The organism is Pseudomonas sp. NPDC089396, from assembly GCF_044749545.1.
Lineage (GTDB): Bacteria > Pseudomonadota > Gammaproteobacteria > Pseudomonadales > Pseudomonadaceae > Aquipseudomonas.
On the sequence record NZ_JBIVIC010000022.1, the window covers coordinates 40,263 to 55,950 of the forward strand.

Below are 15,688 nucleotides of genomic sequence, written 5' to 3' on the forward strand. Positions count from 1 at the left end.
GTTACACTCAATCGTCCGTGACTTCCTGTAGGGCCTGGGTGCGGCTATCATGGGCCACGTTTTTTGCTTACGACCCTGGAGATATCCATGAGCAGCGATCTGATCAAACACGTCACCGACGCCACCTTCGAGACCGAAGTCCTGCAGGCTCAAGGCCCGGTGCTGGTCGACTACTGGGCTGAATGGTGCGGCCCATGCAAGATGATCGCGCCAGTACTGGACGACATCGCCTCCACCTACGAGGGCAAACTGACCGTCGCCAAGCTGAACATCGACGACAACCAGGAAACCCCGGCCAAGCACGGCGTGCGTGGCATCCCGACGCTGATGCTGTTCAAGAACGGCAACGTCGAGGCCACCAAGGTCGGCGCCCTGTCCAAGTCGCAGCTGGCCGCGTTCCTCGACGCCCACCTGTGATGTGAAAAAGCCCCGCAAATGCGGGGCTTTCTTTTTTAACCCACTAGACGTCGAAAAAAGCAAGTGTTACATTCGACCTCGCACTGCTTCTCCAGTGCCCTCTGCATGCCGTCGCCGAAGCATCCCTAATTCGAATCAGTACGCGATCCTGTCGCCATCTAGCGGCGCGGCCTCATTAAGCCAACGCTTAATTCTCCCTTCCTTACATGATTACGTCATTCCCCTTATGAACCTGACTGAACTCAAGCAAAAGCCGATTACCGATCTTTTGGAAATGGCCGAACAGATGGGCATCGAAAACATGGCCCGTTCGCGCAAACAGGACGTGATTTTCGCCCTGCTGAAAAAGCATGCGAAGAGCGGCGAAGAGATCTCGGGTGACGGCGTGCTGGAGATTCTCCAGGATGGTTTCGGTTTCCTGCGTTCTGCTGATGCGTCCTACCTGGCCGGCCCCGACGATATCTATGTCTCGCCCAGCCAGATCCGCCGCTTCAACCTGCGTACTGGCGACACCATCGTCGGCAAGATCCGCCCACCGAAGGAAGGGGAGCGTTACTTCGCCCTGCTGAAGGTCGATACCATCAACTTCGACCGCCCGGAAAACGCGAAGAACAAGATCCTGTTCGAAAACCTGACGCCGCTGTTCCCGAACAAGCGCCTGAAGATGGAAGCCGGTAACGGCTCCACTGAAGACTTGACCGGTCGCGTCATCGACCTGTGCGCACCGATCGGCAAAGGCCAGCGTGGCCTGATCGTCGCCCCGCCGAAAGCGGGTAAAACGATCATGCTGCAGAACATCGCGGCGAACATCACCCGTAACAACCCCGAGTGCCACCTGATCGTTCTGCTGATCGACGAGCGCCCGGAAGAAGTGACCGAAATGCAGCGCACCGTGCGTGGCGAAGTGGTCGCCTCGACCTTCGACGAGCCGCCGACCCGCCACGTGCAGGTTGCCGAGATGGTCATCGAGAAGGCCAAGCGCCTGGTCGAGCACAAGAAGGACGTGGTCATCCTGCTCGACTCCATCACCCGTCTGGCGCGTGCCTACAACACCGTGATCCCGAGCTCCGGCAAGGTACTGACCGGTGGTGTCGACGCCCACGCCCTGGAGAAGCCGAAGCGCTTCTTCGGCGCCGCGCGTAACATCGAGGAAGGCGGTTCGCTGACCATCATCGCCACTGCGCTGGTGGAAACCGGCTCGAAGATGGACGAAGTGATCTACGAAGAGTTCAAGGGTACCGGCAACATGGAGCTGCCCCTGGACCGTCGCATCGCTGAAAAACGCGTGTTCCCGGCCATCAACATCAACCGCTCCGGCACCCGCCGCGAAGAGCTGCTGACCGCTGATGACGAACTGCAGCGCATGTGGATTCTGCGCAAGCTGCTGCACCCGATGGACGAGATCGCCGCCATCGAGTTCCTGGTCGACAAGCTCAAGCAGACCAAGACCAACGACGAGTTCTTCCTGTCCATGAAGCGCAAGTAAGCGCTTCCGACTGGAATTGATTGGGGCTGCTTCGCAGCCCATCGCCGGCAAGCCGGCTCCCACAGGGTTCCTGGTGATCTTTGTGGGAGCCGGCTTGCCGGCGATGGGACGCGAAGCGGCCCCAAATCATTTTTGCCCCCAATAAAGCCCTGAACGGCGCTACACTCTGCACCCCGACCGATACGGCCAACACGAGGCACATGCATGCAGTATCGCGATTTGCGCGACTTCATCCGTGGCCTGGAGCAGCGCGGCGAACTCAAGCGCATCCAGGTTCCGATTTCCCCCGTTCTGGAAATGACCGAGGTCTGCGACCGCACGCTGCGCGCCAAGGGCCCGGCGTTGCTGTTCGAAAAGCCCACGGGCTTCGACATTCCGGTACTGGGCAACCTGTTCGGCACCCCGGAGCGGGTGGCCATGGGCATGGGCGCCGAGTCGGTCGATGAATTGCGTGAAATCGGCAAGTTGCTGGCCTTCCTCAAGGAGCCAGAGCCGCCGAAAGGTTTGAAGGACGCCTGGTCCAAGCTGCCGATCTTCAAGAAGGTCGTGTCGATGGCGCCGAAGGTGGTCAAGGACGCGGTGTGCCAGGAAATCGTGGTCGAGGGCGATGACGTCGACCTTGGCCAGCTGCCGATCCAGCACTGCTGGCCGGGCGACGTGGCGCCGCTGATCACCTGGGGCCTCACTGTCACCCGTGGCCCGAACAAGGACCGCCAGAACCTGGGCATCTATCGCCAGCAGGTGATCGGTCGCAACAAGGTCATCATGCGCTGGCTGAGCCACCGCGGCGGCGCGCTGGATTACCGCGAATGGTGCGAGAAGCATCCGGGTCAGCCATTCCCGGTCGCCGTGGCCCTGGGCGCTGACCCAGCGACCATCCTCGGTGCGGTGACGCCCGTGCCCGATACCCTGTCCGAATACGCTTTCGCCGGCCTGCTGCGCGGCAACCGCACCGAGCTGGTCAAGTGCCGTGGCAGCAACCTGCAGGTCCCTGCCACCGCTGAAATCATCCTCGAAGGCGTGATTCACCCAGGCGAAATGGCACCCGAAGGCCCGTATGGCGACCACACCGGCTACTACAATGAAGTGGACAGCTTCCCGGTGTTCACTGTCGAGCGCATCACCCATCGGCAAAAGCCGATCTACCACAGCACCTACACCGGGCGACCGCCAGATGAGCCGGCGATCCTCGGCGTAGCGCTGAACGAAGTGTTCGTGCCGATCCTGCAGAAGCAGTTCCCGGAAATCGTCGATTTCTACCTGCCGCCGGAAGGTTGTTCCTACCGCATGGCGGTGGTGACCATCAAGAAGCAGTACCCAGGCCACGCCAAGCGCGTGATGCTGGGTGTGTGGTCGTTCCTGAGACAGTTCATGTACACGAAGTTCGTTATCGTTACCGATGACGATATCAACGCCCGCGACTGGAACGATGTGATCTGGGCCATCACCACGCGCATGGATCCCAAGCGTGATACGGTGATGATCGACAACACGCCGATCGACTACCTGGACTTCGCGTCGCCGGTATCGGGGCTGGGGTCGAAGATGGGCCTGGACGCCACGCACAAGTGGCCGGGCGAGACTACACGCGAATGGGGCCGGGTCATCGTCAAGGACGAGGCCGTCACCCGCCGTATCGATGAGCTGTGGGATCAGTTGGGAATAGATTGATGCAGGTAACGTTGCAGCCGTCCGGGGCGGTGCTGGCGCTCGAACCCGGGGAACGGATCCTGGAAGGTGCGCGGCGGCTGGGCTATGACTGCCCGAGCAGCTGCCGCAATGGCAACTGCCATGTCTGCGCCGCGTTGTTGGTCGAAGGCCGTGTTCGTCAGGAAGGTGAGGTCCGTGACCACGGCGAGCTGTTCACCTGCATTGCCGAACCGCTGGAGGACTGCGTCTTGCTCTGGGATGGTGTGCTGGCCCTGGGTGAACTGCCGGTGCGCAAGCTGGCGTGCAGCGTCACCGAGTGCGTCGAGGTTGGCGGCGATGTCTGGCGCGTGCGCCTGCGCGCGCCTGCGGGCAAGCCACCGCGCTATCACGCCGGGCAGTATCTGATGATCGAGCGCGAGGGCGGCAAGCAGGCCGCCTTCTCCCTGGCCTCGGCGCCCCATGGCGGGCGTGACCTGGAGCTGCACGTGCTGTGCCGCGAAGACAGCGCCCAGCAGCTGCTGGCGCAGTTGAAGCGTGATGGCATTGCCCGCATCGAGATGCCATTCGGTGACGCGCACCTGGCCGAGTTGCCCGAGGGGCCGCTGGTGCTGATTGCTGCGGGCACTGGCATGGGGCAGATGCACAGCCTGGTCGAGCACTGCCGCGCCCAGGGCTTCAAGTACCCGGTGCACCTCTACTGGGGCGTGCGCCGTCCCGAGGACTTCTACACCATCGAACACTGGGACGAATGGCAGCGCCTGCCGAATCTGTTCCTGCACAGGGTGGTCAGCGACCTGTGTGGCTGGGAAGGCCGTTGCGGCCTGTTGCACGAGGCGGTTTGCGAAGACGTCGCGGACCTCAACGCTGTTCACGTCTATGCCAGCGGTTCGCCCAACATGGTCTACGCCACCCTGGATGCGCTGGTGGAGAAGGGCATGGATGCGCATCGAATGCGCGCCGATGTGTTTGCCTACGCGCCACGCGCTTAATAACCGAAGTTCTTGTTAGTGGGTATAAGGCGGTAATTATTACCGCCTTGACCAATAACTATCGCGCAACTTGGAACAATGCTCTCCAATCGTCGGAAGTTTGCCTAAAACTTTGCGTGCAGGGCTTGAGCACTGGCGTGTTTGTATCCTAAGGTAAATGCATGCACCCATGATGTGGCGGCGCAAGCCCCGCCACGCAGCGGTTCTCGCTCCATGCACAGTTCACGGGGATTAATGGCGGCAGCTTATGTCGGCACTTGAAAGTTTATCCTGGGAAGTTTCATACCCTCCGGCGCTCGATTTCGGCCAACAACTGACTCATGAGCAACTGTTCAATTCCATGCAGTCGACCATGTCTCGGCATCAGGGTGGGCCGGTGTGGTTGTTCGCTTATGGTTCGCTGATCTGGCGCCCGGAGTGCAATTCCGTGGAGCGTCAGCGAGCGCGAGTGCATGGTTATCACCGTGGGCTTTACCTGTGGTCGCACGAGCATCGTGGCACACCCGAGACGCCGGGCCTGGTATTTGGCCTGGATCGCGGTGGTTCCTGCAGCGGGTTTGCCTATCGTCTCGATGAAAGCAATCTGGACGAGTCGCTGATGGCCCTGTGGCAGCGAGAGATGCCGTACCCGGCCTATCGGCCGCATTGGCTCAGTTGCCGGCTGAGTGATGGAAGCAAGGTGCAGGCTTTGGGCTTTGTGCTGGAGCGGCATCTGCCGTGCTATGCCGGCAACCTGCCGGATACCCTGCTCCGCCAGATTCTGGCCAGCGCCCAGGGGCGGTATGGCACCACCCGTGACTATGTCGAACAGACATTGAATGCGCTGCGCAGCCACCAGATGCCGGATCGCAACCTGGAAGCGCGGTTCAGGCGCTGCCATAACCTGCGCGAGGTCTGATTCAGCCTGTTCCGGCCCTATCGCCGGCAAGCCGGCTCCCACAGGTACCTCACCGCTCTCAAGTTCAGTGGTGAACCTGTGGGAGCCGGCTTGCCAACGATAGGGCCAGTGCGAACAACCTCAACCTCAACCAAAAGCCTTACCTGGCCAGCACCACCAACTTACCCACAGCCTTACGCTGCCCCAGCTGTTCGATCGCTGCCCCCGCCTCAGCCAGTGGATAAGTCTTCGACACCAGTGGCTTGAGCTTGCCCTCGGCATGCCAGGCAAACAGTTGCCTGAAGTTGGCCGCGTTATCCTGCGGCTGGCGCTGCGCAAACGCGCCCCAGAACACCCCTAGCACCGCAGCGCCCTTGAGCAGCACCAGGTTTGCCGCCATCTTCGGGATCGTCCCGCTGGCAAACCCGACCACCAGCAACCGGCCATTCCATGCCAGGCCGCGCACTGCCTGGTCGAACAGCTCGCCACCGACCGGGTCGTAGATCACATCCACACCTTGGCCACCGGTCAGGCGCTTGATTTCGTCCTTGAGGCTGGCCTGACTGTAGTCGATCAGTTCGTCGGCGCCCGCCGCCTTGGCCACGGCAAGTTTTTCTGCACTACTGGCTGCGGCAATGACCTTGGCGCCCATCGCCTTGCCGATCTCCACCGCCGCCAGCCCAACGCCGCCGGATGCACCCAGCACCAGCAGGGTTTCCCCGGGCTGAAGCTGGCCACGCTGGCTGAGCGCATGCATCGAAGTCCCATAGGTCATGCCGAAGGCGGCAGCGGTGGGGAAGTCCATGCTCGCGGGGATCGGCAGCACGTTGAAGAACGGCACCGCCACCTGCTCGGCGAATGCTCCCCAACCGGTCAGGGCCATTACCCGGTCACCCACCTTGAAGGCCCCGGCCTTGTCACCGACGGCGGCGACCACACCTGCGGCCTCGCCACCTGGCGAAAACGGCAACGGTGGCTGGAACTGGTATTTGCCTTCGATGATCAAGGTGTCGGGGAAGTTGACCCCGGCTGCCTGGACGTCGAGCAGGACCTCGTTGATCTTCGGCACCGGGCTGGCCACCTCTTCCAGAACCAGGTTGCGTGCCGGACCCAGGGTTTTGCACAACACAGCTTTCATCGGGGCTATTCCTTTGCGTGTAGTGGCCGATAAGTGTAGGAGGGTCGTTTGCCGGGTCAACGAGCATGCCCCGCCTTGATGGCCCGGCATAAGGCCGGGCTTGGGTTTCAGAGGTGTGCTGGGTAAGCTGGCGCCAATCGTGTTGAGGAGCGAATTCGTGAAAGCGTGGATGTTGATGGTGCTGGCCCTGATGCTGCCGGCGGCGGCGATGGCCGAGGAAGCCAAAGAGGGAGCGCCCAAGGTCTCCTACATCAGCCTGAGCCCGCCCTTTGTCGGCAACTACGCCCTCGATGGCGGTCCTAGACTGCGGGTGTACAAGGCCGACGTGGCCCTGCGCGTGACTGGCGATACCGCCGCCGCGGCGGTGAAGCACCACGAACCGCTGATTCGCAATCAGCTGGTGGCACTGTTTGCCCAGCAATCCGTGGATAACCTGGGCAACGTCGATGCCAAGGAGAAGCTGCGCCAGGAAGCGTTGAAGCAGGTGCAGCAGGTGATGGAGGCGGAAGAGGGCAAGCCGATTGTCGAGGATCTGCTGTTCAACAACCTGATTGTGCAGTGATCGAACGCGCAATAAATATACAGCTTCTAAAAGCTGAGGAAATTGCGGTGGGAGCCGGCTTGCCGGCGATGAGGCCGGGGCAGGCAAACTGGATAGTCTGTACAGGCCCTATCGCCGGCAAGCCGGCTCCCACAGAATGTATGCAAGCCTGGAATTCCAGCAGCTCATTTGCTTAGTGCAATGATCGCCGCCCACTGCTCCTCGGTGACCGGCATCACCGACAACCGTGTCCCCTTCTGCACCAGCGGCAGCTCCGCCAGCGCACTCTGCTGCTTGAGCAGCCCCAACCCCAGCACCTGCCTGAACGTCTTCACGTGCGCCACATCCACCGCGCTCCACGGGTTTTTCTCGGGGGTGGCCTTGGCGTCGTGATAGGGGCTCTCGGGGTCCAGCGCGGTAGGGTCGGGATAAGCCGCTGCTGTGATCCGGGCTATTCCGGCAATGCCCGGTTGCGGGCAGCTGGAGTGGTAGAAAAAGAACGCATCACCGACGCTCATGGCCCGCAGGAAATTACGTGCCTGATAGTTGCGCACGCCATCCCAACGCGCTTCGCCCAGGCGGCCCAACCCTTCGATCGACAGTTCGTCGGGCTCGGATTTCATCAGCCAATAGGCCATGGATACTGCTCCTGAAAAGGTTTGAAATAACCTGTTGCACGAAACCGACAGCCGGTTGGCGTCAACGTTTGCGTGTCGACTCAGGTTGTCGGAGAATGCGCCGATTTTAAAGCTAGACGCTCCGGGGACTCCAAGAAAGTCACCGAGCCTGACAGTGCCTAGGGGGGCATGCTTCGATGAACCAACGCAAACCGGATCTGCTGTGGATCCTGGTCTTCATCTTTGGCCTTGGCGTGGTCACCACCGGTTATGCCCAGGGCATCCTGGAGCGCAAGCTGGACATTGCCTACCAGACCCCGGTCGACGCCGGCCAGCCGCAGCGCTAATCCCCCGCCGCTGACGCCGCTCAGTTCGGCGCCAGGTACCAGCCACGGTCCGAGACCGTGCCCTGCAAAGGTACATCCCAACTGGCCTGGGCCAGTCGTTCGACCTTCTGGCATTCATGGGCCAGCCCCAGCAACAAGGGTTTCTTCCACGCCTTGCGGCGCGACTGGTAGGCCAGGCTACGGTCGTAGAAGCCGCCGCCCATGCCCAGCCGCCCACCCACTTCATCGAAGCCAACCAGCGGCAGCAGGATCAGGTCCAGTGCCCAGATCGGTCGCTGACGCTTGCGGTCGGTTATCGGTTCGGGAATACGGAAGCGGTTGCGCTTGAGTTTTTCACCCTGTTCGAAGCGCTGGAACACCATGCGGGTGCGCGGCCAGGCGTGCAGTACCGGGAGGTACGTGCGTTTGCCCCGGCGCTGAGCTTCGCGCAGCAGTATCTGCGGGTCGATTTCACCGTCGTTGGGCAGGTACAGGGCGATATGGCGGGCGCGCCGGAACAGCGGGTGCTGGGCCAATTGGCGATACAGGCCTAGCGAGGCCTGGCGCTGCTGGGCAGGGGTGAGTGCGCGGCGGGCATTGCGAAGCAGACGACGAAGCTGGGGGCGGGTAAGCGGCGCAGTTTCAGTCATGGCACTGGCGGTCCCAGGTGTCGGATTGCCTGCCGAGCCGGCAGGCAAAGGAAATCAGGCTCCCCGATAAGACCGCTATCGGTGTAGCCCTTGAACCCGAAAGTTCAAGGTGGAGATTGCAGGGGGCGTTAAGGCTTTCCGTCGGGCGGACATGCACACCGGCCCCAGCGTGCAACCCCCGTGGTTGTGCGTATCGGCTCAGGGACATAACCGACTGGCGCATCCCCCAGGGAGTGGCGCCAGTATACCAATCTCAGCCGATTTTGGTATCCGCATCGTCGGACAATGCCTTGTCGACGCGATCGAGCAGGTCGCGTACCTGTTCGCGGGTGGTGCCGCCAGCGGGAGCGTCGGTGCGATCTTCCTGGCGGTGCAGCATCTCGTGGGTGATGTTCAACGCGGCCATGACTGCAATACGGTCGGCGCCAATCACCTTGCCGCTGCTGCGGATCTCACGCATCTTGCCATCCAGGTAGCGCGCGGCGCTGACCAGGTTGTTGCGTTCTTCCGGCGGGCAGATGATCGAGTATTCCTTGTCGAGGATCTGCACGGTGACGCTATTGCTTGAACTCATGAGTCTTGCTCCAGGGCCTTCAGGCGTAAAATCATCGACTCGACCTTGCGCTTGGCGATTTCGTTCTTTTCGATGAGGTGCGCGCGCTCCTCGCGCCAGGATTTTTCCTGAGCTATTAGGAGTGCATTTTGCCGTTTTAGTTGCTCGACACGTTCGATCAGCAACTCGAACCGGCTCATCAGCGCCTGCAGGTCGTTCTCTTGCGTGGGTTGCACTCGATTCGCTCCGTCGTTGAATCACCCTGCGATGATGCCTCTCCCTGTACGGCGAGGGCCAGTGCCGATGGTCTTGGCGCGCCTGCCGATGCTAGGATACAAGGTCTTCATTCTAGTCAAATGCGCCGCCTGGCGCCTAGCCGACCATGCCTAATACCCAATCGCCCTACACTGCATTCGCCGCACTGCTCTCGAGCAACGGCCACCCTGTCTCCCCTGCCGAGCTGCATGGCCTGCTGATTGGCCGCAGCTGCGCCGGCGCCGGCTTCGACCCCGACTCCTGGCTGGCCGACGCTGCCGGCGTGCTGGAGAACGAGCCGCAAGACACTGTCCGCGCAGCCCTGATCGGCCTGCAGGAAATGGTCAAAGCCGAGCTTACCGGCGAAGACATCGCCATCGTCCTGCTGCTGCCGGGCGACGAAACCTCGCTGACCGACCGCGCCACGGCGCTGGGCCAATGGTGCCAGGGCTTCATCACCGGCTTCGGGCTGAACGCCGGCGGCAAGGACCTGTCCACCGATGCCAAGGAAGTGCTCCAGGACCTGGTGGCCATTTCCCAGGTCCAGGAAGCCCTGGAAGAGTCCGAAGACGGCGAGAGCGATTACATGGAAGTCATGGAATACCTGCGCGTCGCACCGCTGCTGCTGTTCACGGAACTGGCCGCACCCGCCGCGCCTGCGCCAAAACCATCGCTGCACTGATCAACCGGGGGTAGTTCTGCCCATGAGCCACATACCCAAGGCCGAGTATGCCCGTCGGCGCAAGGCGCTGATGGCGCAGATGGTCCCCAACAGCATTGCCATTCTGCCGGCGGCCGCGGTTGCCATCCGCAACCGCGATGTCGAGCACGTGTACCGGCAGGACAGCGACTTCCAGTACCTCAGCGGCTTCCCGGAGCCGGAGGCGGTGATCGCGCTGATCCCAGGGCGCGAGCATGGCGAATACGTGCTGTTCTGCCGCGAGCGCAACCCCGAGCGCGAGCAATGGGACGGCCTGCGCGCCGGGCAGGAAGGCGCGGTCCGTGACTTCGGCGCGGACGATGCCTTTCCGATCACCGACATCGACGAGATCCTCCCCGGCCTGATCGAAGGCCGCGAGCGGGTCTACAGCGCCATGGGCAGCAACGCCGAGTTCGACCGCCGGCTGATGGACTGGATCAACGTGATCCGCTCCAAGGCCCGCCTCGGCGCCCAGCCGCCGAACGAGTTCGTTGCGCTGGATCACCTGCTGCACGACATGCGCCTGTATAAATCGGCGACGGAAGTGAAGGTGATGCGTGCTGCCGCGGCGATTTCCGCGCGGGCCCATGTACGGGCCATGCAGGCCTGCCGGCCAGGGCTGCATGAATACAGCCTGGAAGCCGAACTGGACTACGAGTTCCGCAAGGGCGGGGCGAAGATGCCTGCCTACGGCTCGATCGTCGCCGCCGGTCGCAATGGCTGCATCCTGCACTATCAGGAAAACGACGCACCGCTCAAGGAAGGCGACCTGGTACTGATCGATGCCGGCTGCGAGATCGACTGCTATGCCAGTGACATCACCCGCACCTTCCCGGTCAGCGGGCGTTTTTCGCCGGAGCAGAAGGCCATCTACGAGCTGGTGCTCAAAGCCCAGCACGCCGCCTTCGCCGAGATCGCACCGGGCAAGCACTGGAACCACGCCCACGAGGCCACCGTGCGGGTCATCACCGAGGGCCTGGTTGAACTGGGGCTGCTCAAGGGTGAAGTGCAGGCGCTGATCGACAGTGAGGCCTACCGGGCCTTCTACATGCACCGCGCCGGGCACTGGCTGGGCATGGATGTGCACGATGTCGGTGAATACAAGGTGGGCGGCCAGTGGCGCGTGCTGGAACCCGGCATGGCGCTGACCGTCGAGCCAGGCATCTACATTGCCGCCGACAACCAGAATGTCGCGAAGAAATGGCGTGGCATCGGCGTAAGGATCGAGGACGACGTGGTGGTGACCAGGCAAGGTTGTGAAATTCTCACCTCGGGCGTGCCCAGCACGGTCGCCGAGATCGAGGCGCTGATGCAGGCAGCCCGTAAGGACGCGGCATGAATCGGGTCAACCTGGCGATCATTGGCGGCGGGCTGGTGGGCGCGAGCCTGGCGCTGGCACTGCAGGCCGGGGCCAAGGCGCGTGGCTGGAAAATCGTGCTGATCGAACCCTTCGCACCAGGCGACAGCTTCCAGCCGAGCTACGACGCACGCTCGTCGGCGCTGTCGTTCGGCACTCAGCAGATCTATCAGCACCTTGGCCTTTGGCAAGCGATCAGCCCGCGTGCCGAGCCGATCCGGCAAATTCATGTGTCCGACCTTGGACGCTTCGGCGCCACGCGCCTCGACGCGCAGGAAGAAGGCGTGCCGGCACTGGGCTACGTGGTCGAGAACGCCTGGCTTGGCCAGTGCCTGTGGCAAGGGCTGGACCGAGAAGTGGTGAGCTGGCGCTGCCCGGCCGAAGTGCGGGCGATGCAGGCCATCGAAGGCGGTTACCGGCTGCAGCTGGAAGACGACACCAGCCTGGAATGCGATTTGGCGGTGCTGGCCGATGGTGGCCGCTCCGATCTGCGCGAACAACTGGGCATCCACGTGCGCCGCACGCCGTATGAACAAAGTGCGCTGATCGCCAATATCTCCCCAGGCGAAGCGCATGGCGGCCAGGCCTTCGAACGCTTTACCGAGCAGGGCCCCATGGCCCTGTTGCCGTTGCCGGAAAACCGCTGCGCATTGGTCTGGACTCGGCAGGGGATGGATGCCCGTCGCCTGGCGGAAATCGACGAGCGCAGCTTCCTGCGCGAGCTGCAGGATGCCTTCGGCTACCGCCTTGGCGCGTTGCGCCAGGTCGGCGCGCGGCACCTCTATCCGCTGGCGCTGGTCGAAGCACAGGAGCAGGTACGCCCGCATCTGGTGGTGCTGGGCAATGCCGCGCACAGCTTGCACCCGATCGCCGGTCAGGGCTTCAACCTGTCGCTGCGCGACGTGCAGTCGCTGGCCGACGCGCTGTTGGCCGGTCCCCAGCAGCCAGGCGACCTGGCGACCTTGCTGGCCTATCATCAACGCCAGCGGCTCGACCAGGCCTTGACCATCGGCTTCTCCGACCAGGTCACTCGCCTGTTCGGCAGCAATCAGCCCTTGCTGGCGGCTGGACGCAACATCGGTCTGCTCGGCCTCGACCTGCTGCCACCGGCAAAAAGCTGGTTCGCCCGCCAGGCCATGGGCCTGGGCACTCGCCCCGATCCGCGGGGCCAGGCATGAGCGACCCGCGCAGGCTGGCGCGCCGGGCGCGCATGTTGCGCTGGCTGCTGAACCTCTACCCGCCGTACCTCGGTGCCGGTATCCGCATCCAGCACATCAGTCCGGACATGCGCAGCGTCAAGGTGTGCATGAAGCTCACCCGCTGGAACCGCAACTATGTCGGTACCCAGTTCGGCGGCAGTCTGTATTCCATGGTCGACCCGTTCTACATGCTGCTGCTGATCGAGCAGCTGGGCCGTGAGTACATCGTCTGGGACAAGGCCGCCAGCATCGACTTCATCACCCCAGGCAAGGGCCCGGTGTATGCCGAATTCCATGTCGATGACGCGCTGCTTGAGGAAATCCGCCAGCAGACCGCCAGTGGCAAGAAGTACCTGCCACATTTGCAGGTCGATATCCGCGACGGCACCGGTGAGCTGGTGGCGCGGGTCGATAAAACCCTATACGTGCGGCTCAAGCCGCAAGCGAGGCAGGCGTAAGGCATGGAAATGCGCGCAGATCTGTTGATTGTCGGTGCCGGTATGGTCGGCAGCGCCCTGGCCCTGGCCTTGCGCCATAGCGGCCTGGAAATCCTCCTGCTCGATGGCGGCTCGCTGTCGGTCAAACCGTTCGATGGCAACGCGCCGTTCGAGCCCCGGGTCAGTGCCCTGTCGGCCGCCAGCCAGCGCATCCTGGAGCGCTTGGGCGCCTGGGAAGGTATCGCCAAGCGGCGTGTCGCACCCTATACCGACATGCATGTGTGGGACGGCAGCGGCACCGGGCAGATTCATTTCTCGGCTGCCAGCGTGCATGCCCAGACGCTGGGCCACATCGTCGAGAACCGGGTCGTGCAGGACGGCCTGCTGGACCGCCTGCACGACAGCGACATCGGTCTGCTGCCCAATGCCCGTCTGGAGCAACTGCGTCGTTCTGGCGACGAGTGGCTGCTGACCCTGGCCGATGGGCGCCGCCTGCGTGCGCCGCTGGTGGTGGCCGCCGATGGCGCCAATTCGGCGGTGCGGCGCCTGGCCGGTTGCGAAACCCGCGAATGGGACTACCTGCACCACGCCATCGTCACCAGTGTGCGCTGCAGTGCCGCACACCAGGGCACCGCCTGGCAGCGGTTCACCGATGAGGGGCCGCTGGCGTTCCTGCCCCTGCTGCGTGACGGCAAGCAGGACTGGTGCTCGATCGTCTGGTCGACTACGCCGGAGCAGGCCGAACAGCTCATGGGGATGTCTGACGAGGTCTTCCGCAAGGCCCTGGAGCGCGCTTTCGAAGGGCGCTTGGGCGAAGTGCTGGAGGCCGACCCGCGTGTCTGCGTACCGCTGCGTCAGCGCCACGCCAAGCGCTATGTGGATGAGGGGCTGGCCCTGATCGGCGATGCCGCGCACACCATCCACCCCCTGGCGGGGCAAGGCGTCAATCTGGGCTTCCTCGATGCCGCGGTGCTGGCCGAAGTGCTGGTGAATGCCTGTGAGCGTGGCGAGCGCCTGGCTGATGTGAAGGTGCTCAGCCGTTACGAGCGCCGGCGCATGCCGCATAACCTGGCGCTGATGGCGGCGATGGAAGGCTTCGAGCGGTTGTTCCAGGCCAATCCGCTGCCGTTGCGCTGGTTGCGTAACAGTGGGTTGAAGCTGGTGGAGCAGATGCCGGAGGCCAAGGCGGTGTTCGTGCGTCAGGCGCTTGGGTTGAGTGGTGATCTTCCGGATTTGGCCAGGGCCTGAGATGGCTGGGGCCGCTTTGCGGCCCTTTCGCGACACAAGGCCGCTCCTACACGAACGTGTTGTCCCTTGTAGGAGCGGCCTTGTGTCGCGAAAGGACTGCGAAGCAGTCCCAGCCTGCAACATCCGGTAACGGCTGGGTAGGTGAGCCAGAAAATGGGATTAACTACCATTTGCGCCTCTCATACGATCCGAGGAGTGCTTCCCATGTTGCCACGCAAGCCCCTACTGGCCGCCCTGGCCCTGACCTTGTTCGGCGGCGCCGCCCAGGCGGCGGACGAAGTGGTGGTGTACTCCTCGCGCATCGACGAGCTGATCAAGCCCGTGTTCGATGCCTACACCGCCGAAACCGGGGTCAAGATCAAGTTCATCACCGACAAGGAAGCCCCGCTGATGCAGCGCATCAAGGCCGAGGGCGAGAACGGTGTGGCCGACCTGTTGCTGACCGTCGATGCCGGCAACCTCTGGCAGGCCGAGCAGATGGGCATTCTGCAGCCGATCAAGTCGCCGATCATCGACCAGAACATTCCGCCGCAGTACCGCGCCTCTTCCCATGACTGGACCGGCTTGAGCCTGCGTGCACGCACCATCATCTACTCCACCGATCGGGTCAAACCCGAGGAACTGACCACCTACGAAGCCTTGGCCGACAAGCAGTGGGAAGGCCGCCTGTGCTTGCGCACGGCGAAGAAAGTCTACAACCAGTCGCTGACCGCCACGCTGATCGAGAACCACGGCGAAGCTGAGGCCGAAAAGATCGTCAAGGGGTGGGTCAACAACCTGTCCACCGACGTGTTCTCGGACGACAACGCGGTGATCCAGGCCATCGAGGCGGGCCAGTGCGATGTGGGCGTGGTCAACACCTACTACTACGGCCGTATGCACAACCAGAACCCGAAACTGCCGGTGAAGATCTTCTGGCCGAACCAGGGCGACCGCGGGGTGCACGTCAACCTGTCGGGTATCGGCCTGACCAAGCATGCACCGCACCCTGAAGCGGCGAAGAAGCTGGTGGAATGGATGACCGGCGAGAAAGCGCAGAAGCTGTTCGCCGACATCAACCAGGAATTCCCGGCCAACCCGAAGGTCAAGCCTTCGGAGGAAGTGGCGGCCTGGGGGAGCTTCAAGGCGGACAGCATTCCGGTCGAGGTGGCTGGCAAGCGTCAGGCCGAGGCCATTCGTTTGATGGACCGGGCTGGCTGGAACTAAGCGCCAGGCCTTATCCTTCTGGGGTCTGTTAGGGCCCTATCG

At 62.9% G+C, this 15,688-nt stretch carries 18 protein-coding genes and 1 other RNA gene; 13 read left to right on the plus strand and 6 right to left on the minus strand.

The features are described 5' to 3' along the window. The first annotated feature begins 87 nt into the window (after positions 1–87). The 5 genes from trxA (at position 88) to ACIPZB_RS26565 (ending at position 5,440) form a co-directional block, all read left to right on the plus strand. Positions 88–417, plus strand: a complete 330-nt coding sequence (gene trxA, locus ACIPZB_RS26545) for a thioredoxin TrxA (RefSeq protein ID WP_008096856.1) — start codon at positions 88–90, stop codon at positions 415–417. Positions 418–643: 226 nt separating this feature from the next. Continuing rightward, entirely contained in the window at positions 644–1,903 is a 1,260-nt protein-coding gene (gene rho / locus ACIPZB_RS26550) for a transcription termination factor Rho (RefSeq protein WP_003253661.1), read from the plus strand. A gap of 204 nt (positions 1,904–2,107) precedes the next feature. Then, positions 2,108–3,574 (plus strand): 4-hydroxy-3-polyprenylbenzoate decarboxylase, encoded by a 1,467-nt coding sequence (gene ubiD, locus ACIPZB_RS26555; protein ID WP_008096851.1) that lies wholly within the window; start codon positions 2,108–2,110, stop codon positions 3,572–3,574. Beyond that, complete coding sequence (locus ACIPZB_RS26560; protein WP_400643400.1) at positions 3,574–4,542, plus strand: CDP-6-deoxy-delta-3,4-glucoseen reductase; 969 nt, start codon at positions 3,574–3,576, stop codon at positions 4,540–4,542. Before ubiD ends, ACIPZB_RS26560 begins: the two co-directional genes overlap by 1 nt. Positions 4,543–4,789: 247 nt before the next feature. Then, positions 4,790–5,440 (plus strand): gamma-glutamylcyclotransferase, encoded by a 651-nt coding sequence (locus ACIPZB_RS26565; RefSeq protein WP_400643401.1) that lies wholly within the window; start codon positions 4,790–4,792, stop codon positions 5,438–5,440. A gap of 139 nt (positions 5,441–5,579) precedes the next feature. Here ACIPZB_RS26565 and ACIPZB_RS26570 read toward each other — a convergent pair whose 3' ends face one another. Then, the gene (locus ACIPZB_RS26570) at positions 5,580–6,557 is read right to left on the minus strand and encodes an NADPH:quinone oxidoreductase family protein (protein ID WP_400643402.1); all 978 of its coding nucleotides are present in this window, start codon (positions 6,555–6,557) and stop codon (positions 5,580–5,582) included. Positions 6,558–6,714: 157 nt separating this feature from the next. Between ACIPZB_RS26570 and ACIPZB_RS26575 the strand changes: the two genes are divergently transcribed. Further along, the gene (locus tag ACIPZB_RS26575; protein ID WP_008096843.1) at positions 6,715–7,119 is read left to right on the plus strand and encodes a flagellar basal body-associated protein FliL; all 405 of its coding nucleotides are present in this window, start codon (positions 6,715–6,717) and stop codon (positions 7,117–7,119) included. Positions 7,120–7,283: 164 nt separating this feature from the next. On the opposite strand, the gene ACIPZB_RS26580 is transcribed toward ACIPZB_RS26575, so the two are convergent. After that, a complete protein-coding gene (locus ACIPZB_RS26580; RefSeq protein ID WP_400643403.1) occupies positions 7,284–7,736 on the minus strand; it encodes an EVE domain-containing protein in 453 nt (150 codons plus the stop codon). A gap of 176 nt (positions 7,737–7,912) precedes the next feature. Here ACIPZB_RS26580 and ACIPZB_RS26585 point away from each other — a divergent pair, with 176 nt between their 5' ends. After that, positions 7,913–8,062: a hypothetical protein gene (locus tag ACIPZB_RS26585; RefSeq protein WP_008099392.1), complete on the plus strand. Its 150-nt coding sequence runs from the start codon at positions 7,913–7,915 to the stop codon at positions 8,060–8,062. Between the two features lie 20 nt (positions 8,063–8,082). Here the strand turns inward: ACIPZB_RS26585 and ACIPZB_RS26590 are convergent, their stop codons facing one another. The 4 genes from ACIPZB_RS26590 to ACIPZB_RS26605 all read right to left on the minus strand — a co-directional run bounded on the left by ACIPZB_RS26590 (position 8,083) and on the right by ACIPZB_RS26605 (position 9,444). Then, positions 8,083–8,691, minus strand: a complete 609-nt coding sequence (locus ACIPZB_RS26590; protein WP_400643404.1) for a 5-formyltetrahydrofolate cyclo-ligase — start codon at positions 8,689–8,691, stop codon at positions 8,083–8,085. Between the two features lie 56 nt (positions 8,692–8,747). Continuing rightward, a non-coding RNA gene (gene ssrS, locus ACIPZB_RS26595) (6S RNA) lies at positions 8,748–8,927 on the minus strand. Positions 8,928–8,944: 17 nt separating this feature from the next. Beyond that, positions 8,945–9,265 carry a cell division protein ZapA gene (locus ACIPZB_RS26600; protein WP_008099387.1) on the minus strand — a complete coding sequence of 107 codons (321 nt, stop codon included), beginning with the start codon at positions 9,263–9,265 and terminating at the stop codon, positions 8,945–8,947. Beyond that, entirely contained in the window at positions 9,262–9,444 is a 183-nt protein-coding gene (locus ACIPZB_RS26605) for a TIGR02449 family protein (protein WP_043274084.1), read from the minus strand. The genes ACIPZB_RS26600 and ACIPZB_RS26605 overlap by 4 nt, the downstream gene beginning before the upstream one ends. 182 nt (positions 9,445–9,626) lie before the next feature. Here ACIPZB_RS26605 and ACIPZB_RS26610 point away from each other — a divergent pair, with 182 nt between their 5' ends. The 6 genes from ACIPZB_RS26610 (at position 9,627) to ACIPZB_RS26635 (ending at position 15,646) form a co-directional block, all read left to right on the plus strand. Next, on the plus strand, positions 9,627–10,181 hold the full coding sequence (locus ACIPZB_RS26610) for a YecA family protein (protein ID WP_008099383.1): 555 nt from the start codon (positions 9,627–9,629) through the stop codon (positions 10,179–10,181). A gap of 22 nt (positions 10,182–10,203) precedes the next feature. Next, positions 10,204–11,538, plus strand: a complete 1,335-nt coding sequence (gene pepP / locus ACIPZB_RS26615) for a Xaa-Pro aminopeptidase (protein ID WP_400643405.1) — start codon at positions 10,204–10,206, stop codon at positions 11,536–11,538. Then, entirely contained in the window at positions 11,535–12,734 is a 1,200-nt protein-coding gene (gene ubiH / locus ACIPZB_RS26620) for a 2-octaprenyl-6-methoxyphenyl hydroxylase (RefSeq protein ID WP_400643406.1), read from the plus strand. The genes pepP and ubiH overlap by 4 nt, the downstream gene beginning before the upstream one ends. After that, the gene (locus ACIPZB_RS26625; protein WP_008099375.1) at positions 12,731–13,213 is read left to right on the plus strand and encodes a DUF4442 domain-containing protein; all 483 of its coding nucleotides are present in this window, start codon (positions 12,731–12,733) and stop codon (positions 13,211–13,213) included. The genes ubiH and ACIPZB_RS26625 overlap by 4 nt, the downstream gene beginning before the upstream one ends. Before the next feature lie 9 nt (positions 13,214–13,222). Beyond that, on the plus strand, positions 13,223–14,440 hold the full coding sequence (locus ACIPZB_RS26630) for a 2-octaprenyl-3-methyl-6-methoxy-1,4-benzoquinol hydroxylase (protein WP_400643421.1): 1,218 nt from the start codon (positions 13,223–13,225) through the stop codon (positions 14,438–14,440). 204 nt (positions 14,441–14,644) lie between these two features. Further along, the gene (locus ACIPZB_RS26635; protein WP_400643407.1) at positions 14,645–15,646 is read left to right on the plus strand and encodes an extracellular solute-binding protein; all 1,002 of its coding nucleotides are present in this window, start codon (positions 14,645–14,647) and stop codon (positions 15,644–15,646) included. Positions 15,647–15,688 lie beyond the last annotated feature (42 nt).